Raw genomic sequence first — 21,626 nt, 5'->3', positions numbered from 1 at the left:
ATACCAAATCCTTCGCAGAAACCCGTGCTGCAAGTTTAGCTAGCCTAAAGAGCGGAAGCGAGTTAATTACCAACTACCTAGATAAGCTAATACCGGATGGACACTTAGAGCTATTTCCTTTTGCTATAAGCGAAGCTTATGATCTAAGGTATGAGACGGGCTCTCACGTAAATTCCAAAGGCTATGGCGTTGCAGCAGGACTTGCCAGCTTAACTGAGAATTTCGCAGGAGATATCTTAAGCGGAGTATTCGTAGAATATGGAAAAGCCAACTACGATAGCTACTTAGATAGCGGTCTACATGCAGACGGAGATAGCGAGTATATAGGCGGAGGCTTGATGCTAAAGCAAAACTTTACTAGTGGTACCTACCTTGATGCAAGCTTTCACGTAGGTAAGATAAGTAGCGACTACAATAGTAACGACTGGACCTATGCCATAGCTCCTGGAGTATTAGCTCATAATGAGAAGTTTGATATTAGCTCAACCTATATGGCTACTCATATAGGAGTAGGTCAAATATTTGATCTAAGCCAAAGTAATAAACTAGACGTTTATACTAAATGGCTATATGCTTACACGGATGATGCAGATGCTACTATAAGCTCGGGTGAGAGATATCACTTTGGTAGCGTTACTTCCAATAGAGTAAGAGCGGGTCTTAGAGATACTATAAATTTAAAAGACGAGCATAACCTATACTTTGGAGGCGCTTATGAGTATGAGTTTAAAGGGGATGCTAAAGCATCTACTATGGGACTTGACGCTCCTAAGCCTAGCCTAAAGGGTTCAACCGGAGTATTTGAAGCAGGCTATAAATACGATAGCAAAAACCTTATCCTTAGCCTAGGAGGCAAGGGCTACGTAGGCAAAACAAGAGGCGGGGCTATCAATGCAGGGTTTGAGGTGATGTTTTAAATTTAAAGGGGCAAGCAAGCCCTAGCTCACACATTTATAAAATCAAATCCTATACTTAAAATTTCAGGGGCGATAGATTTCTCGCCCCTTTTTAAATTTAGATGCTACGCAGATGATCCCGTTTGCGGCGCATGAAGAGACCATCGATCTTGCAATGCAAAACGGGATAAATTTAGTAGCTCTGCTCTTATGCGATAATAATCTTATTAAACGCGCCGTATCCGCCCGCGTGAAATTTTACCGCAAGCGGCGCAAGGCAATTCATAAAATTCTACGCTTTCTATGCCTCTTTAAAATTCTGCGATACGAAAGAATTTAGGCTCAATTCGCAGAGGAATTTCATAGTCTGCCTTATGCTTAAAGAACTGGCGTAATCTTAGGTTCTTTTACCAAAGCCAAAAAAGCTTATCAAAGCGGCAATACCATTATCTTTGTCTTTTATTGCTAAGGCCGGTGCCTTTTATTTATATCCTGCGCTTTATATTTTAAAAGTAAGCTACGAAATTTCGAAGTAAAAGTAAAATTGTATAAGAAAGATCCCGCAAAACCTAAAATTATAAAATTTTAAAACTGCTTGTCATAGAATTTATAAGCAAAATTTCACGGAAAGAGTGCAATCAAACGAATTAAAGCAGGGCCTTGCGAGTGAATGCCGAATCTCGCTAGCAAGAGTAGAATCTTATAAGCAAACGCAGAGTCTCAAGCAAAGACAAAATTCCAAAGCAAGAGCAGAATTTCACGACAAAAAGCAAAGCAGATAAAATTTCATCATAAAATTCCGCCGCAACCGCCAGCGCTCCTACTTTTTCGTGATTTTATAGAGTAAATTTCCAATGCTTTGGATTATCTGCACGAGTACGATCAGGATCACGACGGTGTATGCCATTATATCGGGGCGAAAGCGCTGAAAGCCGTAGCGGATCGCCACGTCACCGAGCCCGCCACCGCCGACCGTGCCCGCCATCGCCGTAAATCCGATGATGACGATAAGCGTCAGAGTAATCGCGCCGATGATGCTAGGCAGCGCCTCGACGAACATCACGCGAAAGATGATCTGCGTCTTGCTCGCGCCGAAGCTCTTCGCCGCCTCGATCACGCCGCTATCAACCTCCAGTAGCGCACTTTCGATGAGCCGCGCGATGAAGGGCGCCGAGCCGATAGTAAGCGGCACGATCGCCGCGGTAGTGCCGATGCTTGTGCCGACAAGAAGCTTCGTAATTTGGCGATACGAAATTTCAGATTAAAATTTGCCTAACATTCAAACTTGAAATTTTAAGAAATCAAGCAATTTAAATTTAGATTTCTTAAATTTAATTCTATAAAATTTTAGCCTTTGCGGTTACGGATTTTATTTTAAGCTCATACACTTTCGTGCGTTTTAGGGAAGCTCTAGATGCGAACTCCACGCGCGACATGTAGTTTGGGGTGTATTTTTCGCATAGTATCCGCAGGGCGTAAATTTTACGCTCGTCATCTTCTACTTCGCTTGCTTCGCAAACGGCGATCGCGCTGCGGTACTCTGTCGTATAAACTCTAGAGCCTAAAGCGGCAGCGTCGTTTGCAATAGATTGGTATTCTTCATCACTTGGGGTAGGAACGCGGTTGTAGCTAACAAAAACTGCCGTTACCGCGCGTCCGTTTTGAAAGAGTTTTGCCTTTGTGCCGGCAGGCGCGCCGTGGATATAAATAACGTCCGCATCGCGCACCGGCGAGATAGGCACGCTAAAAATTTCACCGCTATCATCTATGCAGCTAAGCGTAGCGTATTCGCTCTCGTCGATGATTTTTAACGCCTCATCTTCGCTTAGCTGCCTATCTCGTCTGCGCATTTAGTCCATCTGGTTGCGTAGGAATGCGGGCTCGTCGAGCTCGTCGTAGGTTTCGTCCCCGTTAAAATCGCCGCTGCTTACCTTTTGCCTAGAAAAGATAGAATTTCGACCCATGCTCTCTAAAAGCGCCTTTCTGCGATCCGCCACGTTATCGCTGGCGACCTGCTTTTTTTCCTCGACGCTCCTTTCAAAGCCGGTGGCGATGAGAGTAACTTCGACGCGGTTGTTTTCCATCTTAGGATCGGTGGTGGTGCCCCAGGTAACGTCGGCGTCCTTATCTACGGTATCTTCGATGATATTCATCGCAGATTCGATCTCAAGCAAGGAGCAATCAGGCGACATCTTAAAATGCACTAACACGCCCATAGCGCCGTGAATGGAGGTATTATCCAAAAGCGGAGATTGGATCGCACTTTTTAGCGCTTCTTCCGCCGCGCCGTCGCCCTCGCTAACGCCGATACCCATCAATGCCAAACCGCGGTGAGTCATTACTTTTTTAACGTCGGCATAATCGACGTTGATATCGCTATCGCCGGACTCTAAGATCACGGAGATCATACCGTTTACGGCTTGAAATAGGACATTATCTACGATTTTAAAGGCATCTTTTAGGCCGGTTTTTTTATCGATGATCTTCAATAAATTTTGATTTGGGATAACGATTATGGAATCGCACTCTTTTTTAAGCTCTTCAAGACCCTCCTGTGCTAGTCGCATGCGCTTTTTACCCTCAAAACCGAAAGGGGTAGTAACGACACCGATAGTTAGCGCTTTTTTCTCTTTCGCAGCTTTAGCGACGATAGGTGCAGCGCCCGTACCGGTACCGCCGCCTAGGCCGGAGCCAACGAAAACGATGTCGGAGTAGTCCAAGCGGTCTTTGAGATCGTCGTAGTTCTCCTCCGCAGCCATCTTAGCAAGCGCTGGATCCATACCGCAGCCAAGACCTTTGGTAGTGCTTTCGCCGAGTAAAATTCTAGTATTTGCGATCGATTTTTCTAAAGCCTGTGCATCGGTGTTAGCCACCATTAGTTCGACGTCTGTTTTAGTAAAACCCTCGCGAATCATATGATTGATCATATTGCATCCGCCGCCGCCGACGCCGATCACCTTCATCTTAGCACCGTAGATGCCCTTTCTTTCTTCCATACTGTATCCTTTCACGAGTATCTCCTTAGCTTAAATTTTAAAACCAATTTTTCATAGACGACCAAATTTTACTGAAAAAATTCTGTCCGTCTTTTTTTGGAAGTTGGATATTTAGATCCTCCTTCTTAGCCGCACCGCTATCCGCTCTGACGCCCTCTTTTTCTATCGCCTTGCTGACCTCTTTTTCATAATATTCGTTCACATTTCGTTTCGGAGCCTTATTTATAACTTCGTCTTTGTAGCGGAGTTTGCCGTTAGAGTCCATCTCGTAAGGGGTAAATTCGCCAAAGCCATACATGCAAAGTCCCAATGCGCAAGAATTTGAAATATCGTCTGCGATCTCGTGTAGGCCGCCCACACTCTTTGCTCTCGCAACCCTAACGGAAGTGTTATCAAAAACTATCGCCGCTAAATCGCGCACGTCGTCTAGCTTTGCCATGCCGCCGGTAATAACTATACCTGCACCTATGCGGTCTTTATAGCCACTTCTTTCGATCTTGTCGGCTATCATATCAAAGGTCTCTTTAACGCGAGCAAGGATTACTTGCGAAATGATCTCAAGGCTTATTATGTGATTTTCCGATTCGCTATCGCCCAAAGCAGGCAATTCAACTTCGCTATTGCCTTGATTAATTAGATCGTTGTAGGTGATCTTTATGTTTTCCGCATATGGAAGCGGCGTGTGCAGAGCGCGCGATAGATCGTTAGTAACGTTATTAGAGCCGAACATCACAACATCGTTATAACGTAAGGAATTCCCTAGGTGGATGACTATATCACACGTAGCGCCGCCCATATCGATCAGTACGACACCTAGCTCTTTTTCGTCCTTGCTAAGCGTAGATATAGAAGATGCATAGCCAGAAAGGACGATGTTATCTACTTTTACGCCCGCCATCTCAACGGATTTTTTCAAATTTTTAATAGAGCTTTCCGGCGCGATGACGATATGTGTAGATACCTCTAGACGCGTGCCACTCATACCGAGCGGATCTTCAATATGCTCCTGCTCATCAACTCTGAAATCATACGGAAGCACATGTAAAATCACGCTATCGCTAGGCACGTTTGCTTGCGCTTCGGCAACCTGCATGGCACGCTTTATTTCATCCAACCCGATCTCATTTTCCATGGTTATGACACCGCGAGATTTAACGCTTTTGGCGTATGAGCCCGAGATAGATATAATGGCTTTATCGTAGCTTCTGCCAGCTCCTTTTACAGCCGCTTTTACCGCCTGCTTTATTGAGCCCGCGGCTTGTTCTATGTTTGTTATGACGCCCTTTTTGATACCTAAAGTATCGGCTCCGCCAACGCCTAAGACCGTAAAAATGCCATCATTTTTAGCGATTATCGCGCGAATTTTAGTTGAGCCTATATCTAGACCTAAAATATACTCACTCACTGTCTTTACCTTTAAAATATCTTTCGGTTTTATAGCGCTTTTCTAGCATTTTGGTTAGATCGTCTTGCAGATTGGAATTTAATAACGCAGTTATCCTATCGGTGACGATCGCTTTTTCTTTATCTATCTCTTCGCTGCTGCCTAGGCTCTGCTGTAAAATTTTATACACTACGGCTTTGTTATCAAACATCACTATCCCTTCTTTCGCAGGCTTATTAAACATATCGATAAGAAATTTATAAAATTCGTCATCGCTTAGCTTGGTGTTGTTTTTACTATTAAGAGATAACGTGCCGAAATCTTTGCCTTTGAAATTTTTAAGCGCATCTTGAGCTCTTTTTTCAAGTAGCTCTTTACGTTTTTTTGTTTCAAATTCTTTAGAAGCCAAAGACTTAGCCTCTTCAAAGCTCATCTGCCTAGGCTGCTCTACACCGTTTAGTTTAGCAATCAAATATCCGCCTTTGTACTCGAAAGGCTTGATGACATCTCCTGGCTTTGCCACCTCAATCTCAGATATTGGAAAATTGCTAGCTGTAGCGACTATGGTTTCATTAGTATCGATTTTGCCTTTTTTAATCTCCAGATAATCCTTTGTAGCGTCTTTTTTAACCTGATCCATTCGGTAATCTTTTAAGACATTAGGTTTGGCTTCTGCAAAATCCAATAATTTATCATCCAGGCTTCTATACTCGCCTCTATGCTCTTCGTAAAATTTACTTAGTTCCGTCTCATTCACGTCGGCTTTACTAGGCGCCACGAAATAGGCCCCTAGATTATATTTTTTCTCGGTCATAAAGTGCGATTTCTCGCCTTCCCAAAATTTCTTTAGCTCGTCGTCGTTAAAAGTGACGTTAGCATCGGCGTAGATTATCTCTGCAGAAACCTTATCCTGCATCAGCTGTGATGCTGCAAATGCTTCTACGATCTTAGGGCTAGGCGTTATTTTTAGTGCTTTGCCGAGCTTTTCTAAAGTTAGGACCTTTTGTAGATTGCGCTCAAATTCCTTTTTAGTAAGTCCTGAATTCCTTACGACATTATCGTAAAGTTCCTTACTAAATGCGCCATTTTCTTGGAAATTCGGCGAGTTTAGCACAAATTCCGCCACATCTTTATCACTAGCCTGAATGCCTAAATCTTTAGCAAAATTTAGAAAATATGCCTCGCCGATTAGCTGATCTACTGCGATCTGATCTAGATGCATATTTTTGGCTTGTTCTTGAGTAAATTGCCCATCGCTCATAGCACTCAGCCTGTTGTATAGTTCGGAGTATTTTGTGTTTAGTTCTTGATTTGTTATGGAAATCTGCCCTACTCTAGCGATTGAGCCTGCGCGGTTAGCGTTCATATCATATGCGCCCCAGCCGACGAAGCCTGCGCCCACGAAGGCTATCGTGCTTATCCAGATCGTCGGTATAAGCGACTTCTTATGCTTTTGCATCCATTCTATCATCTAAATCCTTAAATAGCTAACTAAAGAAATTTTTTGTTAGTAATTATACAGATAAAACCTTATGTAAGGCTGAAAAATAGGCATTTTTGGCGAATTATAACGCGTTAGTAAATGATTTGGTATACATTAATCTTAGCTTAGCAAAAGTAGCTTCGAACTCATTTCTAAAATCGCTATTTTTTTCGCCATTTGCTGCGCGCTCCTTGCATGGGCAAAAACCCCATAGCCTCGGATCACCATTATATCGCTATTTTCATTTATCATATAGTTACAAATTTCATACGGCGCGCGCTCGTGCCAGTCGTCGTAGCTCTTAGGATCGTAAATTTCAATGCGCTTAAATTTGCTCACCCCAAAGTAATCTCGCGGCAAAATAAAATCATGCTCCAGCGTATATGCGACGAGATATGGTGGTGTCGCGTAGGTTACGAATTTCGCCTCTTTTATATTTTTGTAAATATTTATATGTATATCGCTATCGATGCTAGCATCCTGCCAGCGGTAGTCTTTTTTTGAAAACAGCGTTATAAAATCATCCCTATCCAGGCTATCAAAAATCGCGTCTTTTTTGTTGATCAAAAATTGATTTTCTTTAATTTTTGCTGAAATCGAGCCGTGAAAGATCCCAAAAAGCCTATCTCTAAACATCGAAAGCGAAATTTTGCGCAAAATTTCATAATAATACTCGTCCATCTCTCGCCTTTGTAAAAAATTTCGCTATTATATAGGATTAGAAATTTCAAAAGGATAAATTCAGGTGCAAGCTCCACATATTCCGGTACTTTTTTCGCAAACGATCACCGCATTTTCGCAGATTGAGGACGGCTATGTTATCGACTGTACGTTAGGCTACGGAGGGCATAGCGAGGGCATTTTGACCGCTAATCCGCGCCTTAAGCTTATCGCTTGCGACAGAGATGCCGAAGCGATAGAATTTTCGCGCGAGCGGCTCAGTAAATTTAAAGATCGCATAGAAATCCACAAAGCAAAATTTAGCGAAATTTTAGGAATTCTGCCCGAGCAAAAGCTCCGCGCAGTTCGCGGGATATTAGCCGACATCGGCGTTTCGTCGCTTCAGCTAGATAAAAACTGCCGCGGCTTTTCCACTAAAAGCGACGCGCTGGATATGCGAATGGATGCAGGCGCAGCGCTAGATGCGGCGTATGTCGTAAACAGCTACTCGCAAGCGGATCTGGCGCGCATTTTCCACGAATACGGCGAGCTAACAAACGCTAACGCAATCGCTGCTAAAATAGCTACTGCACGGGCTAACGCACCACTAACAAGCGCCAAAGCTTTGGCAAATTTAATCGGAACGAAGCCCGTTAAAGGGCGCAGCATCAGCACGGCTACGCTAGCATTTCAGGCGATCCGCATCGAGGTAAACGACGAGCTTGGCGAACTAAAGCGCCTGTTCGCGTTCATTGAGCAAAAATCGCGCGATTCAATTCTAACTAATGTAACTGTCGCTATAATTTCATTCCATTCGCTTGAAGACCGCATAGTAAAGGAGCGATTTAGGGTGTGGGAGCGCGATTGCGTCTGTCCTAGAGAATTTATGCGCTGCGAATGTGGCGGCGGGCATTCGTTAGGCAAAATCCTAACCAAAAACCCTATAATAGCGGACGCGCAAGAGCTTGCGCAAAACTCGCGAGCAGCGAGCGCGAAGCTTAGAATTTTTCGACTGAAATAACCGCCTTTGCTTGCTATAAATTTTAAATTTTGACGAAATTTTGTAAAATTTATAGATTTGCAGGCATTAAATTTTAAAATTTTACGGAATTTTGAAATTCAGCTTTCAAAGATTCGCTTTAGAATTTATGATATTTTCAGCGTTATTTCGAACGCGCAATGTCTAAATCATAAAATTTAACGTTGAATTTTACGCTATATTTAACGTATAATTTTATGAGATTTAGTTGCTGCATATTTTAAAAACTAAGTGGCAACATAGATATAAAACCGAGCAAAAGTTAAAATTTGGCGCCTAAAGCAAGCGGCATAATGCCAAATCTCGTTCTTTGCTTTAACGAAATTTTGTAAGCGAGCAGTAGTTTCATTGACCTTTTAGACGATAGAGCCTATCTTGCAAGTGATATCCTTCACTTAGCGTTTTAAGACGCATCGAAGACGCAGTAAAATTTTAAGCGGTTTTTCAGACGATTTGACAAAATTTTATAAGATAAGCCGAGTAAAGTGAACTTGATTTTTACCTATCAAAATGAATTTCCCAAGCAGGCGGTGCAAAGGCGGCGAAAATAGACAAAGCCGTTAAATTCCGCTTGCCAATATAGAATTTTGCAGATAGATAGCGGATAAAGTAAATGAAATTTCGCCGTAAATGCGAAAACTATCAACGTAAAAATTTTAAACTAGACAGCGGGACTTAGCAGATAACTCTGCTGCCGATATAAATTTTGCAAGCCGACAGTGTATAAAATGGGTAAAAGCAGCATAGATCACCCACTACGGCTGGAATTTATCTTTACCTGATTCGGCAAGTCTGCGGTGCAAAGGCGAGCAAAATTAACGCGATGCTTCTTTTGTAGCTTCCGCTGCTATACAGTATCGTGCAAAGAGCCAGATAAATAAACGCAATAGCCCGCTAAAGTAAAATTTTGATTTTGCTGGCCGAGATATAATTTTGCGAGTTAAGATAAAATTCCATTTACCGAGGTAAAATTGCAAAGAAGAATTTTGCCCGTAACTTTGACTTTTAAATTTCACCTTAACGGCTCATTGCTGGGTACACGCGAGCTGCGGGCTTCGAGCTGAATTTATCTTGACGCAGGCGCCTTGACGGCGAGTAAAGATAAGATCGTGGTTTTAAATTTATGGAGATTTTAGATGAATAAATATGAATATTTTGCCGACGACGATGACGGGCACGACTTCGCAGGGACATCCGATCTAGCGGGTATAGAGCTTGCGAAAAGACGAGCTATGGAGGATCTGACGGATGAGGAGCTAGAGGATAAGCTTGCCGCAGATCTTTCCGTAAAACGAAACTACGCGGGCGCAGCGGGCGGTTACGACGATTTTACCGGCTTGGAATTCGAAAGTTCAGGCTTTATAAATACCCAAAACTATCTAAATTCCGAAAGCGGCGGAATAAAATTTAATAAAAGCAACAAAGTAAAATTAAAAGGACGCGACGACGTAAATCTTTCAGTCACTCGCGGTAGCGAGAAATCCGCAACTGGAGCGAGCTACGGCGATTTTGTAGGTGCCAATTTTACAGGCAAGGCGGATTATGCGGCGTTTGCGGGTGCGAACTTTACAGGCACGCAAAATCAAAATTACGCGGATATGGGCGCGCAGGATTATTCAAGCCTTGCTGCAGGGCGCAGCTATGGCAGTTTTGCTGGCGCACAAGACGAGCTACTACGCAACTACGATGCCGAGAAAAAAAAGGAGAAAAATCTCACGCTTTATCAGCTTTTAGTCGTTTATCTGCTGATCGGATTTGCGTTTTTGCTGACGGTGCCGGCGATTTACATCCGCAACGAAATTTATTATATCAGCCGCGACATCGCCGCGCTTCGTACCAAGCACGAAGTTTTGCTTGAGGAAAATCGTGCGCTTAACAACGATATCGAATATCTACGCTACAAAAATGAAATTTTAGATCCGCAAAGTGTGCAAGAAAATGGGCGCTGATGGGATTTTGCTCGCGGCGTTTGCGTTTTTTGCTGCGCTAGTGCTTGCCCTGCTGATCGCGCTCGTGCTGCAAAACCGCCGCATAAGCGATGCAAACTCCACGCTTAGCGAGCTTTTAAACGAAAGGCTCACAGCTCAAAGTGCGAGAGCAAGCGCCGAGCTTTTTAAGCTAAATCAAAGCCTAAACGACGGCTTTAACGATAAGCTCTATTATCTTAATAGATCCCTAGGCGAGGGTTTGCAGCGCCAAAATAGCGCGCTTAGCGAGAATTTAAGCTCGCTGGATCGCGGCTTTAAGGACATAGCGGAAAATTTAGCGCGAATGAGCGAGCAAAATAAAACTTCGCTTCAGGTGCGTGATGAAATCGCAAGGCTAAACGCGATTTTAGGCAACGTCAAGCTGCGCGGCAACTTCGGCGAGTACCGATTAGAGAGAATTTTATCGATGATTTACGGGCAAAACGCCGCGTTTTACGAGCTGCAAAAGCACCTACCAAACGGCAGAATCGCAGATTGCGCGCTACATATCGCAAAAGAAAAAATTCTTTGCATTGACTCAAAATTCCCACTTCAAAGCTATGAAAAAATTATCGCCGCCTCCGCCTCAAACGACGCCGCAGCGCTTGCTAGTGCGGATAAGCAACTCGCCGCCGATATGAAAAAGCATGCCGCAGATATCGCGGAAAAATACATCATACCGCCTCTTAGCACGGAGTTTGCGGTGCTATTCGTGCCGAGTGAGGCGGTTTTCGTCTACGTCTGCGAGAAGCTGCCGCAGGTGCTTGAATACTGCGCGCAAATCGGCATTTTTGCGGCATCACCCACGACGCTACTGGCGCTTTTAGGCACGATCCGTACCTTCGTAAAAGACGAGGCGCTCGCGCAAAATATAAAATCGGTAAAAGATGAAATTTACGCGCTAAAATCGGACTTTGAGACGCATGCCAAGTATGCGACGGCGCTTCAAACATACGCGGATAAGCTCGCTGCACAAGCGGAGCTTTTAAACAAAAATGCAAAATCTCTAAAAGCCCACTTTGAGCGTTTTAGCGAGCTGTAATGAGGGCAAACCGTAGCGTACAATGCAACTTGGAGTACTTTAGCAAGCTTGTAATGAGGCAGAATTCCGCAGGTAGGCGAGCAGCATTCAATTAAATTTACGCCTCGCCTATTTTGCAGATAAAATTCCCATTTGGGGTAGATAGAATTTAAAACTCAGCTTAACAGATTTATTACGCGAGCAAGCAGAATTCAAATGCTGTCTGACGCGCATAAAATTTGATTAACTAAATTTCATGGGCGCGCGAGCAGATTCAATCCGCTTAAGCATTAAACGCACGCCCTCGTCACGATGCAGCAAGATCAATCACTACGCTTTTCGCCCAAGAAATTCAGCGCTGCTATACCGAAACAAAATTTGATGCCGCATTATTGCGTACGTAATTTGCGGTTGCAGGCAAAATTCTACATTTCAGAGGCAGAATTCATGATTCATGAGCTAAATTTCGTATTTTGGCGAAACTCTAAAAAGCGGCTTACGGGTACTATGAATTTCAAATAGCAGCGCTGCGAGCAGGATTAGCCGTTTAGCGCTGAGAAATTTATGGGCGTTGCGCGGATATAATTTCATATTTTGACAAAATTTAAAAAACTATCTGCAAGCGCGCAAAATTAATCTGCAATCCCGAAAGCTCATAAATTTGTATTTTACGGCGACACAAAACCTCGTGCATTAAAGCGTAGCCAAGATAAACATCACGCTAATACGCGGTGGTGCTTTGGTCAGTTGGTGCGAGCGTAAAGCAAAAACCGCGGCTACTTGCAAACTTAAACCCTTGCTCCGTATAAACAAGCCAAATAAAATTCTACGCCGAATATTTTTTGTCGCCGTTCGTAAAATTTCAGCGCAATTTAGCTCGCTAAATTTTACCAGCCACAGCAAGCGGCGTAAATTTTAAAATTTAACTCGCGAAATTTTAAAGCCACGGTATTTTGAGCGGCTAGATTATCGGCAAAGGCGCCTTAAGTTCCGCCTCTCATAAAGCTTTAGCTTTTGCATTGCAGGCTTGCACGGCTTTCTAAAATTATCGCTGGGCTACCTATTTTGTGTATTCGGTGTTTATTCGGAGTAAAATTTCAAAAACGGACGCGAATCTCAAAACATACGCCGTATTTAAAAAAATGGAAAGATTAGACGCGCAATCTTACGCAGCGGCAAGATGAAATTTTAAGTTCGACGCGGCGCCAAAACACACAAAATTCTCTTGCGAAATCGTAAAATTCTAAAATTTCTCGACAAAAATCAAAGCCATAGCACTGCAAATTCGCCAAATACCTTCGCGCTAAAAACCCAAAAAATCTCGCTGCTATAGTCTCAAAAAACCGCACATCTTAAAACTCTGCGAGTAAACTGACATTACCAAGCGCCTTAAAAACCGCATGCGCAAGCGAAAAAATTACACTGCACCTTAAAGCTATCCTAACGATCTCGTTTTACCGCTCTTATACGCCGCGAAAATCGCGCAGCAGATCAAAACTGAGTAATAGGATTTTTGATACCTGATTTTATGATCGATCCAAGTGCCTAGGCGCCGATCAAATCTACGCGACGGATTTTGAGGCTACAAGGCTTTAGTGGACGCATAAATGGGCACAGCAACCAACTCCACTCGACGGAATTTTTGGTGTGACTTTACGCCGATCCGATTAATAAATCGTTCGTCGTCCGCCTCGCGGCTAAATTTTGGGTATTGCTTTGACACTTTAAGCCACTAATTCAAATCTGCGCGACGGAATTTTTGAGTGCGACTTCGCAATTTCAAGGCTTAGCGCCGATTCGATTAATAAATTGCGCGTTCCTTAGCCAATGCACGAGTATGTGGCACCCTCATATGATTACACGCTAACGCACCAAGCTAAATACGGGCATGAATAGGCATCGTGCCCATGCTTCACACCGCGACTTCGTATCGCTAGAGCCAAGCGTACGTAATAAATTTTAAATGCTTTTTGTTTCGCATAAAATTTTCAATAGTTTTTAGAGATTTTATAAAATTTTGAGCATTTTGCGCTGCTGCGCCGCGCCACACTTATACCAAATCACGCTCAGTCTGCGCCGCCTATTTATCGGTCGCGCAATTTTCGTTGTAGTAGGCGATGGTGCGCTCGTACTCGTCGTAAGTCTGTATATAATCGTTTGCAACGCTTGGGTTTGCGTATCGATCCTCTACCGTCAAAAGCTTCGCCTCTAGCTCTTTGTAGTGCTCATAAACCTCTGCGCAAGCGCGATCATGAGCATCGCCTTGCAAGATTACTGACTTATCAGGACCTCCACTCGCGCAGCCTCCGAGCCCTAAAACGACGGCGCAAAGCGCGCTGCATAAGATTAAGTTTTTCAAAATTTTTTCCTTATTCCAAGTAAATAAATTCGGTGTAAAAAGAGGTGTGGCTATAAGCCGAGTTCCGTTACAGCGGTCATTTATCTAGACCGATTTTTGCAAATCGGTTCGAGCGAACGGTTCGAATATAAGACGAAACCACCCGTTCTTGCTGCAGGTTGGGTTTGCATTGCCGCTCGTGTCTCCACGCGCGCGGTGGGCTCTTACCCCGCCCTTTCACCCTTACCGCTTGCGCGGCGGTTTGCTTTCTGTTGTACTTTCCCTAGGGTTGCCCCCGGCGTCCGTTAGACGCAACCTTGTCTTATCGCAGCTCGGACTTTCCTCTCCTTGCAGAGCGACCGCACGCCACACCCGAGCGCAATTATAGCTTTTTTGGCTTAAATTTCACGGCTTGTGGAATTTAAGGAGCGGAAATTTTGCGGCTCACGGAATTTTACAGCGTGAGTGCGGGATTTCGGCGCGGCAAAACAGATCATCGCGAAATAGAATTTTATAAAATTTCATCTACGGCCGAGCCGAATAAAATTTTAAATTCTATGGCTTAGACAAAGCGTCACGCTTACTGTGATGAAATCTCACGAAATTTTATAAAATTTTATCTACCGCGCAAATTTAGACCCACGCAGCAAGCTCTAAAATTCCGTAAAATTCCGCGTGGTGCGGTGCGGTGCGGTGCGCTACGACGTAGCGTAAATGTGGTGCGAACCCTACTCTACGGCGCGGTTTGACGTGGCATGACATGGGACGCGTGAGTCCTTACCCTACAGCGCGCGATGCGTCTCAATCCTCGTCTGTCGCGGCGCCTTCGAATATATCTCGATGCAAAATTTCTTCCAAAACGACCGTCGCATAAGAGCCTTTCGGCAGGTAAAAACTGAAGCTAAAATGCGCATTTTGCGCATCGTAAGAGTGCTGCACGCGCTCCATAAAGCTCCACGCAAACCTGCGCGAGCCGTTCATCTGTGCCTCAAACTCGCGAGCGGGTGCGAAAATTTCATCTTCAAATTTACCGCCAAGCCCGCTAGCTCGCAGCTTAGCTCGCCCCGCGATTAATCCCGCGCTCGTGATTTCTCGCCTCGCAAACCGCTCGCACTCAGCACCCGGATCGTCGCAGCTAAAAAACGCGCCGTGCGGAAAATGCCCTAAAATCTCGCCGCGAAGCAGCTTAAAAAACTGCGGCTGAGCTGCAATCTCGCGCGCCTCCTCCTTGCTTAGTCCATAAATTTTAGCAAACTCTCCAAGGCTAAATTCAGCCGCAAATTTTGAAATTTCGACCCGCTTGCTAAGCCAGCGATTGAAAAGCTCGCTCTGATAGGCGCTGATTAGAAAATCGCGCATTTTGGGGTTTTTAAGCCGCCTCTGTCCGCGCAGCACCTCCTCGCCCTGCGCCGCGTTGTCGCCGAACTTGCCGAAGCGCTGATAGCCGAAGTAGTTCGCAAAGCCCTCGCGCCCTAGCGTATCTAGCGCGGCTGCGAGCTTGACGGCGTCGGGCGGCAGAACCTTTTTTAGGCGGATGAAAAAGTCGTTGCCCTTTAGATGGCCGATTTTAAGCTTGTTTTTGTGCCTTTGCACGCTTAAAATTTTAAGGCTTTCGTGCGAAAATCCGCCCAGTGTGGGTTCAAATTTAGCGGGCATGCTAACGTACTGCGTCGTAAGGCCCTGCTTATCTTTAAGCCCTGCGTAGCCGAAATCGCGCATCTTAGCTCCCGTGCGTTCGCTTAAAATCCGCAACGCCTCGTGCGTACTAATGCCCTTTTTTTGCAGCAGCAAAATGCAGTGCTCGCCCTCACCGCTAGGCTCGTAAAGCGGTACTTCGCGCACGACGAAATCGCTGGAGTTTTTACTAAAATGCGCATTTATCGGCGCGTGATTTAGGGTGTATAAATTTTTCATAGCCGGCCTTTGCGTTAATCTAAGGCGCAATTTTATAAAATTGAGCCTAAAAAACTCATTATTAAGGCAAATTCTAGTATCATTCGCCATAAAAAAAGGATGAAAAATGCTAATCAGGCTCTTTCGCTTCGATCCCCGCTGCGACGTCGCAAGCTACTTCAAGCCCTATGTTTATGAAAGCGCGCCCTTTGCCGATCTTGCGGCACTGCTTGACGACATCTGCGCGCACGATCCCTATTTCAGCGCGCAGGGGGTGGAATTTGTAAAAATCGGCGGCACCGCAGTAAGCGTAAAAGAGCCGCTAGATACGCTCATAGCGCACTTTGGAAGCGAGCTAATCATCGCGCCTCTTAGCGAAAAAGAGGCGGTTAAAGACCTGCGCTGCGAGCCGAGAGCGTTTTTGGATAAATTCAAAGCTTTTGAGAACATCGCGGACTCCTCTGATTTCGAGTTTTACAAAAGCCTCGCGCCCTATTTTTACTCTACGAAAATCCCCGCATGCTCACGGGAGTTTTTGGGCAACAGCGCCTTTATCTTCGCGCACCGCCTGATGCAGACGCACCCGAGCGAGCGTATGAGGATTTTAGAGATCATCGAGCCGCAGATGGCGTATTTTACGAAGTGCGACGCCGTGGGGATGGAGTTTGACGACCGCGCGGCATACAGGGCGTTTTGCGATATTTTAAAATACGAGCCAGCGCAGAGCAATAAAATTTTAAGCGCACAGAGCATGGCAGAATTTGACGCAGCGGGCGCGAAGCGCAATTTTAGCGGCTTTAACGTCGCCGTATGGTATGACGAGGCTGCGGAGGAGCTGGCTAGCAGGCTGGGCGCGCAGATCGTGCACTTTGGCTGCGAAGGCGCGCCGCTTGGAGCGCAGATATATGAGCGCGAGCGGGAGTGCGCGCTGCGACTGGGGGGCGAAATTTTATTTGACGCGTTTGATAGCGGAAGCGACTTTTTGCTCCTAAATTCCAAGCTCACGCTTGATTTTTTAGACGGCAGAAGCGATGAAATCCAAAGGCTTTTCGGTAGAGATCTCGCGGGCTTTTATCTAATTGCGACGGATGAGCTCATCGCTCTAGCTCGCGGCGAGAGGCCCGACTTTTCGGCGCGCAAGCTAAAGCCGACGCTGATTTAAGCGGACGGGAGTTAAATTTTACTTATATTGCGACGTTGAAATTTTAAACGGGCTGTGTACTTATGGACGTCAGAAGTTAAATAGCTTCCTAAATCGCAGGCAACTTCCCTTCTACTATTTTTCTTAATTCAGCATCTGCTTGATCTTTTGTATAGCCCATATTCTATCCTTTTCTTTAAATTTTAGATCTGAAAATTACTTTAATATTCTCTCTAGGAATAGAAATTATAGCACCTATCTTATACTCATTTAAAATTTCTTTTAAAATATCTACAATCTCCTGTTTTGTTATATCCCCAAGATCGCTTCTTATAGATTCCAGTTCATATATTAATATAAACGGATTATCCGTATCTTTTTTGCCGGTATATTCATTATATATCTTTCTTAAATCAATCTCTATATCTTTGCCCTTGTAGTGCAAGATCCATATATCTTCGCCGCTATAATTCATATCTCTAGGATCTCCGATAGTGATACTACGCACAGGAAAAAGCCAAATGCTTCTTTTTCTATCTACACACCAACTTCTCGAATTTAAATCTACCCAATCAAGCTCACCCTGATAATACTTATTGCATATCTCATTGCACGGTTTTAGTAAATCGTATTTCTCGACATCCTCTTTTGAAATACGCTCTGTAATAAACGCCATTCTCTCCTCCTTAAGAATTTAAAATTTAGGCTGCTTGCGGATTGTCGCCGCCTTTGCTCTTACAACAAATCGTTTAGCCATTTGCACAAATGGCCAAATATACGCTAAGCTCTATCTTACCGCGCCGCGTAAAATTTTAAAATTTTGCTTCTTACAGGCGCTGTTTTCTTGCCTATCTCTTGCCGATAACTCGCCGCCTGCTGCTTAGATGAAATTTTAAAATTCCACTACCTGAGCGCATGGATAGAATTTTAAAATTTCGTCGTTCGCGCGCACGTATAAAATTTTGAAATTCCACACTGCCTAACACGAGCGGATGAAATTTACAAAATTTTGCCGCCGCAAATCAAAGCGCAAATAAACGCGCTAGCGCACAGAAATCGCGCGAACTAACAAAAGTCGCGTTTGAATTTTATCGATAAATTTATGAATTCCACCTACGCTTCGGCGGTTTCGTTTTTGTCGATTACGGCTTGCATCGCCTCTCTGGCGTGCTGCAGCCAATCTTTATCGCCCGTATCGAGCAGGTCTAGGTAGATGATTTTGACGTGTCCGCTGTGAACGGTGAAATCGTGAGAGTTTGCGATGTGCTGCGTGCCGATGAGCACCACGGGCTGGACGCGCAGACCGAGCTTGCTAACGATCGCTTTGGCGCCGCTTTGGAATTGCAAAAGCTGCGTGCCGCGATGTCTGGTGCCCTCGGGAAACATCGTGATGACGCGCCCTTCGCTCACGCGCTGCTGCACTTCATGCACGATCCGCACCAAATCGCGCGGATTTGAGCGATCGACCTGGATCATCTTCGGAAGCGTGATGATTTTGCCGATGATAGGGATGTCGGCGATCTCTTTTTTGGCGATCCAGCAGATATCGGCGGGATGGGTCTCTTCGAGCACGACGATATCCATTATGCTTTGGTGGTTGGCGATGAGTAGCTGCGCGCGCGGATCAGGGGTACCTATGATCTGGATATCGTATCCAATGCCGTAGCGCTGGAAGCGCCCCCAAATGCGACGAAAGCGACGATGAGATGAGTTTTTCACCGCCATGGCGATCACGACGCAAACGACGGTAAAAATAAACCAAATCGCGTAAAATAGCGCTCTAATCCTTGCTAAGCTCATCTTTTTTAACCCAGCCGATCTTGTTGCCGCCCAGCATGATTTTATAAAATTCCTTATTCGTACCCAAAATTTCAACCTTTTCGGGATTTTTAGTCACGTAAAACACGGTGGAGCTTTGCATAGGCAAAATTCTAACCGGAGAATTTTGCGCGATACTGCCCGTGCCGTAAGGCCTTTGCGCATAGAAATTTACCGCCAAAATCAGCACCGCAAAGATGAGCGGCGTGATATTTTTGCTAAGCAGAAACATCACCAAAAGCCCGGCTGCGAGGGTATATATCGCGATCTGCTTGTAGGCTTCGAATTTACTCTCTTTCGGATTTAGTCCGATCTGTGTGCTAAGATCTTCGGCGCGTGGGTTGAGCTCAAGCCCGAAATTTTCAAATTTTTTCGTCTGGAGATTGAAGTAGCTGAAGTCTAAATTTGTGATATTTTTATCTACGACGGCGAAATAATATCCGCTCTGACTTGCGTATGCGCCGCGTACGGAGTCCACACCCTGCTTAATAATGGCTGGATTATCGATACTAAAAGCGCTGATTGCGCCGTTTCGGATACCAAGATCGAGCGTGAGTAAATTCGATGCGTCGTCAAATTTTGTAGTTTTGTAGTTTTTAAGTTTCAGCTCGTCGGCTACGATATGCGAAAAATTAGGCTTCGTGTCAAGCTTCATAAATTCCGGATTATCAGGTTTGATAGAGCTTTTTTCAAAAAATTCTCCGTTACGCTGCAAGGTCAAAACGAGCTCATTGATCTTGTCGCTCTTATCGCTTGCCGCAAACCACAGCGTCGTCTCAAACATCTCGTCACCCTCAATCCACGTAAGATTGTCGGCATTAAGCCACTTCATACCATTGGTGCGGCTGATCTCCAGCTTTGGCTTAACGGTGATTTTCTGCCCCAAATATACGGCGAAATCGATCTTAAAAATTTGATTGCAATACACCTTCCTAGGCATCCCGCTGGCTTTTAGCGTAAGCTCTTTGGGCTTAATGTCCTGATAGACCTTATCGTCGGATATATCCAGATCGACTTCGTTAGTAGGCGCCAAAGCCTTAAGATCGTCGATACTTAGATTATCCATCGACATAACCTCTTTTTTATTATACTTCAGCATCACTTTGGAATTATCGCGCGTCTGCGGCTCGTCGGGCTTATCCTCAGCTTTTTTCGGCGCGTATTTACTTAGATCATCGAGCGAATCGATCTCAATCTCCGGCGTAGCAAACGCAAGCGTGCAGACACCTAAAATAGTAAGAATTCTTTTTAGCAAATTAAGCCTTTTAGCATTTTCTCTCCGTCCGTGCCGCCCAAAATAGGCTCTATCGCGCGCTCGGGATGCGGCATCAGGCCGAAAATCTTTTTGTTTTTATCGCAAATTCCTGCGATTGCGTCCACTGAGCCGTTTGGATTTAGATCCGCGCCGTTTTCGTCGCAATATTTTAGCAACACGCAATCCTCGTCGTATAGCGACTTTAGCGTATCCGCAGGCGCATAGTAGTTGCCCTCGCCATGCGCAATCGGGATATTTAAAATTTCGCCCTTATCGCAACAGTGCAGAAATTTATTGTCGTTTGAAACGACGCGCAGATGGTGAAATTTTGAGATAAAGCTTAAATTTATATTTTTATTCATCGCGCCTGCGAGCAAGCCTAGCTCCAAAAGCATCTGAAAGCCATTACAGATGCCTAGGATATAGCCGCCGCGCGCAGCATGAGCAAGAACCGCCTTCATCACCGGACTAAATTTAGCAATCGCCGCGGTTCGCAGATAATCTCCGTGGCTAAAGCCGCCGGGAAGCACGATCAGATCGGCGTTTATGTCGGTTTCTTTATGCCAGATTATCTGCGTTTCGCAACCAAGCTTATCAAAGGCGTATTTGGTGTCGCGCTCGCAGTTGGTGCCTGGGAAATTTACGATCGCTACCTTCATATCACGATCTCGTAGTCTTCGATGACGGTGTTTGCCAAAATTTCATCGCACATCTTGGCAACTTCGGCATAAATTTTATCCCTATCCTCGCCATCTAGCTCAAGGACGATCTGTTTGGCTACGCGCACATCTCGTACGCTGCTAAATCCAAGCGCAGCAAGGGCGTGCAAAACCGCCTTGCCCTGCGGATCGAGCACGCCCTGCTTAAGCCTTACGTTTACGATCACCTTCATCGCTTATCCTAAAATTCTACGCAAGACCTCTTCGTAGGCCACTTTTACGCTACCAAGATCCTGTCTAAATACGTCCTTATCGAGCTTTTTGTCGGTTTGTTTGTCCCAAAAGCGGCAGCTATCGGGGCTGATCTCATCTGCAAGCAGGATATTTCCGTCCTTATCTCTGCCAAGCTCGATTTTGAAATCCACGAGCTTTAAATTTCGCTCGTCGAAAAATTTAATCAAGATTTCATTGATCTTGCGCGCGATCTTTTTGAGCTCGTCAAGCTCGCTTTGGCTCTTTACGGCGCCAAGCAGCAAGCAATGCTCGTCGTTTAGGATCGGATCGCCCAGCTCATCGTCTTTGTAGCAAAACTCCACCAGAGCAAACGGAAGCTTCGTACCCTCTTTGATGCCCAGGCGCTTTGTAAGCGAGCCGGTGGCGATATTGCGAGCGATGATCTCAAGAGGGAAAATTTTACATTTTTTCACGAGCTGCTCGGTCGGACTGATCGTCTCAACAAGCGCGGTGGCGATGCCATGCTTTTTAAGCAGATCAAAAATCAGCGTCGAAATTTTACAATTCAGCGCGCCTTTGCCGCTCTCTTCGGCTTTTTTGACGCCATTAAACGCCGTCAACGAATCTTTAAATTCCGAGATCAAAAGGTCGTCACTTTCGTTAACCGACCACATCTTTTTGCCCTTGCCTTCGTAGATAAGCTCTTTTTTGGTAGCTTGCATCACACTCTCCTTACTTGATGTTTAGAATTTTTATCGCGTCTATTGCGGTTTTTAACTGGATATCGTTATTAATCTGCTCTGCTGTGATGAAACTTTTCTCATCCTTTTTCTGAGCATCTT

At 45.0% G+C, this 21,626-nt stretch carries 20 protein-coding genes, 1 other RNA gene and 1 pseudogene; 6 read left to right on the top strand and 16 right to left on the bottom strand.

What is annotated here, in order from left to right:
* On the top strand, positions 1 to 917 hold a 917-nt coding region (locus Q0620_RS08115), incomplete at its 5' end, for an autotransporter outer membrane beta-barrel domain-containing protein (RefSeq protein WP_298784367.1).
* 799 nt (positions 918 to 1,716) lie between these two features.
* Here the strand turns inward: Q0620_RS08115 and Q0620_RS08110 are convergent.
* From Q0620_RS08110 to Q0620_RS08085, 6 genes and pseudogenes are all read right to left on the bottom strand, one after another.
* Positions 1,717 to 2,136 (bottom strand): annotated as a pseudogene (locus tag Q0620_RS08110) (ABC transporter permease subunit); the annotation flags it as partial.
* 97 nt (positions 2,137 to 2,233) lie between these two features.
* On the bottom strand, positions 2,234 to 2,746 hold the full coding sequence (locus Q0620_RS08105; protein ID WP_298784365.1) for a pyridoxamine 5'-phosphate oxidase family protein: 513 nt from the start codon (positions 2,744 to 2,746) through the stop codon (positions 2,234 to 2,236).
* The gene (gene ftsZ, locus Q0620_RS08100) at positions 2,747 to 3,907 is read right to left on the bottom strand and encodes a cell division protein FtsZ (protein ID WP_298784363.1); all 1,161 of its coding nucleotides are present in this window, start codon (positions 3,905 to 3,907) and stop codon (positions 2,747 to 2,749) included.
* A 22-nt stretch (positions 3,908 to 3,929) separates the two neighbouring features.
* On the bottom strand, positions 3,930 to 5,297 hold the full coding sequence (gene ftsA, locus Q0620_RS08095) for a cell division protein FtsA (protein WP_298784362.1): 1,368 nt from the start codon (positions 5,295 to 5,297) through the stop codon (positions 3,930 to 3,932).
* The gene (locus tag Q0620_RS08090; protein ID WP_298784360.1) at positions 5,290 to 6,747 is read right to left on the bottom strand and encodes a peptidylprolyl isomerase; all 1,458 of its coding nucleotides are present in this window, start codon (positions 6,745 to 6,747) and stop codon (positions 5,290 to 5,292) included. Before Q0620_RS08090 ends, ftsA begins: the two co-directional genes overlap by 8 nt.
* 132 nt (positions 6,748 to 6,879) lie before the next feature.
* On the bottom strand, positions 6,880 to 7,440 hold the full coding sequence (locus tag Q0620_RS08085; RefSeq protein ID WP_298021431.1) for a class II aldolase and adducin N-terminal domain-containing protein: 561 nt from the start codon (positions 7,438 to 7,440) through the stop codon (positions 6,880 to 6,882).
* 64 nt (positions 7,441 to 7,504) lie between these two features.
* On the opposite strand from Q0620_RS08085, the gene rsmH reads away from it, so the two are divergent.
* From rsmH to Q0620_RS08070, 3 genes are all read left to right on the top strand, one after another.
* Positions 7,505 to 8,440 (top strand): 16S rRNA (cytosine(1402)-N(4))-methyltransferase RsmH, encoded by a 936-nt coding sequence (rsmH, locus tag Q0620_RS08080; protein ID WP_298784358.1) that lies wholly within the window; start codon positions 7,505 to 7,507, stop codon positions 8,438 to 8,440.
* 1,154 nt (positions 8,441 to 9,594) lie between these two features.
* Entirely contained in the window at positions 9,595 to 10,407 is an 813-nt protein-coding gene (locus tag Q0620_RS10890) for a hypothetical protein (protein ID WP_366125032.1), read from the top strand.
* A complete protein-coding gene (locus Q0620_RS08070) occupies positions 10,397 to 11,467 on the top strand; it encodes a DNA recombination protein RmuC (protein ID WP_298784356.1) in 1,071 nt (356 codons plus the stop codon). The genes Q0620_RS10890 and Q0620_RS08070 overlap by 11 nt, the downstream gene beginning before the upstream one ends.
* Before the next feature lie 2,059 nt (positions 11,468 to 13,526).
* On the opposite strand, the gene Q0620_RS08065 is transcribed toward Q0620_RS08070, so the two are convergent.
* Both Q0620_RS08065 and rnpB read right to left on the bottom strand, forming a co-directional pair.
* Positions 13,527 to 13,805 carry a hypothetical protein gene (locus tag Q0620_RS08065; RefSeq protein WP_298784354.1) on the bottom strand — a complete coding sequence of 93 codons (279 nt, stop codon included), beginning with the start codon at positions 13,803 to 13,805 and terminating at the stop codon, positions 13,527 to 13,529.
* Between the two features lie 37 nt (positions 13,806 to 13,842).
* Positions 13,843 to 14,159, bottom strand: an RNA gene (gene rnpB, locus Q0620_RS08060) — RNase P RNA component class A.
* A 62-nt stretch (positions 14,160 to 14,221) separates the two neighbouring features.
* Here rnpB and Q0620_RS08055 point away from each other — a divergent pair.
* Complete coding sequence (locus Q0620_RS08055) at positions 14,222 to 14,350, top strand: hypothetical protein (protein WP_298784352.1); 129 nt, start codon at positions 14,222 to 14,224, stop codon at positions 14,348 to 14,350.
* A 235-nt stretch (positions 14,351 to 14,585) separates the two neighbouring features.
* Here the strand turns inward: Q0620_RS08055 and truD are convergent, their stop codons facing one another.
* Positions 14,586 to 15,698 (bottom strand): tRNA pseudouridine(13) synthase TruD, encoded by a 1,113-nt coding sequence (gene truD, locus Q0620_RS08050; protein ID WP_298784350.1) that lies wholly within the window; start codon positions 15,696 to 15,698, stop codon positions 14,586 to 14,588.
* Between the two features lie 106 nt (positions 15,699 to 15,804).
* Between truD and Q0620_RS08045 the strand changes: the two genes are divergently transcribed.
* A complete protein-coding gene (locus Q0620_RS08045) occupies positions 15,805 to 16,839 on the top strand; it encodes a hypothetical protein (RefSeq protein ID WP_298784348.1) in 1,035 nt (344 codons plus the stop codon).
* Between the two features lie 175 nt (positions 16,840 to 17,014).
* On the opposite strand, the gene Q0620_RS08040 is transcribed toward Q0620_RS08045, so the two are convergent.
* The 7 genes from Q0620_RS08040 to Q0620_RS08010 all read right to left on the bottom strand — a co-directional run.
* Positions 17,015 to 17,494 carry a hypothetical protein gene (locus Q0620_RS08040; RefSeq protein WP_298784346.1) on the bottom strand — a complete coding sequence of 160 codons (480 nt, stop codon included), beginning with the start codon at positions 17,492 to 17,494 and terminating at the stop codon, positions 17,015 to 17,017.
* Between the two features lie 437 nt (positions 17,495 to 17,931).
* Positions 17,932 to 18,618, bottom strand: a complete 687-nt coding sequence (locus tag Q0620_RS08035; protein ID WP_298784344.1) for a lysophospholipid acyltransferase family protein — start codon at positions 18,616 to 18,618, stop codon at positions 17,932 to 17,934.
* Positions 18,599 to 19,891, bottom strand: a complete 1,293-nt coding sequence (locus Q0620_RS08030) for an SH3 domain-containing protein (RefSeq protein ID WP_298784342.1) — start codon at positions 19,889 to 19,891, stop codon at positions 18,599 to 18,601. The genes Q0620_RS08035 and Q0620_RS08030 overlap by 20 nt, the downstream gene beginning before the upstream one ends.
* Entirely contained in the window at positions 19,885 to 20,550 is a 666-nt protein-coding gene (purQ, locus tag Q0620_RS08025; RefSeq protein WP_298784340.1) for a phosphoribosylformylglycinamidine synthase I, read from the bottom strand. Before purQ ends, Q0620_RS08030 begins: the two co-directional genes overlap by 7 nt.
* The gene (purS, locus tag Q0620_RS08020; protein WP_298784338.1) at positions 20,547 to 20,783 is read right to left on the bottom strand and encodes a phosphoribosylformylglycinamidine synthase subunit PurS; all 237 of its coding nucleotides are present in this window, start codon (positions 20,781 to 20,783) and stop codon (positions 20,547 to 20,549) included. Before purS ends, purQ begins: the two co-directional genes overlap by 4 nt.
* 3 nt (positions 20,784 to 20,786) lie before the next feature.
* Positions 20,787 to 21,506 (bottom strand): phosphoribosylaminoimidazolesuccinocarboxamide synthase, encoded by a 720-nt coding sequence (gene purC, locus Q0620_RS08015; RefSeq protein WP_297896375.1) that lies wholly within the window; start codon positions 21,504 to 21,506, stop codon positions 20,787 to 20,789.
* Between the two features lie 10 nt (positions 21,507 to 21,516).
* On the bottom strand, positions 21,517 to 21,626 hold a 110-nt coding region (locus tag Q0620_RS08010; RefSeq protein WP_298784369.1), incomplete at its 5' end, for a hypothetical protein.

Source organism: uncultured Campylobacter sp., from assembly GCF_938017615.1.
Lineage (GTDB): Bacteria > Campylobacterota > Campylobacteria > Campylobacterales > Campylobacteraceae > Campylobacter_B.
This window is presented reverse-complemented; position numbering and strand designations above follow the sequence as displayed.

What these genes read in the sequence shown, in the direction of transcription:
- Q0620_RS08105 (WP_298784365.1), bottom strand. Translation starts at nt 2,746, where the DNA reads ATGCGCAGACGAGATAGGCAGCTAAGCGAAGATGAGGCGTTAAAAATC.
- Q0620_RS08090 (WP_298784360.1), bottom strand. Translation starts at nt 6,747, where the DNA reads ATGATAGAATGGATGCAAAAGCATAAGAAGTCGCTTATACCGACGATC.
- Q0620_RS08085 (WP_298021431.1), bottom strand. Translation starts at nt 7,440, where the DNA reads ATGGACGAGTATTATTATGAAATTTTGCGCAAAATTTCGCTTTCGATG.
- Q0620_RS10890 (WP_366125032.1), top strand. Translation starts at nt 9,595, where the DNA reads ATGAATAAATATGAATATTTTGCCGACGACGATGACGGGCACGACTTC.
- Q0620_RS08070 (WP_298784356.1), top strand. Translation starts at nt 10,397, where the DNA reads ATGGGCGCTGATGGGATTTTGCTCGCGGCGTTTGCGTTTTTTGCTGCG.
- truD (WP_298784350.1), bottom strand. Translation starts at nt 15,698, where the DNA reads ATGAAAAATTTATACACCCTAAATCACGCGCCGATAAATGCGCATTTT.
- Q0620_RS08045 (WP_298784348.1), top strand. Translation starts at nt 15,805, where the DNA reads ATGCTAATCAGGCTCTTTCGCTTCGATCCCCGCTGCGACGTCGCAAGC.
- Q0620_RS08040 (WP_298784346.1), bottom strand. Translation starts at nt 17,494, where the DNA reads ATGGCGTTTATTACAGAGCGTATTTCAAAAGAGGATGTCGAGAAATAC.
- Q0620_RS08035 (WP_298784344.1), bottom strand. Translation starts at nt 18,618, where the DNA reads ATGAGCTTAGCAAGGATTAGAGCGCTATTTTACGCGATTTGGTTTATT.
- purQ (WP_298784340.1), bottom strand. Translation starts at nt 20,550, where the DNA reads ATGAAGGTAGCGATCGTAAATTTCCCAGGCACCAACTGCGAGCGCGAC.
- purS (WP_298784338.1), bottom strand. Translation starts at nt 20,783, where the DNA reads ATGAAGGTGATCGTAAACGTAAGGCTTAAGCAGGGCGTGCTCGATCCG.
- purC (WP_297896375.1), bottom strand. Translation starts at nt 21,506, where the DNA reads ATGCAAGCTACCAAAAAAGAGCTTATCTACGAAGGCAAGGGCAAAAAG.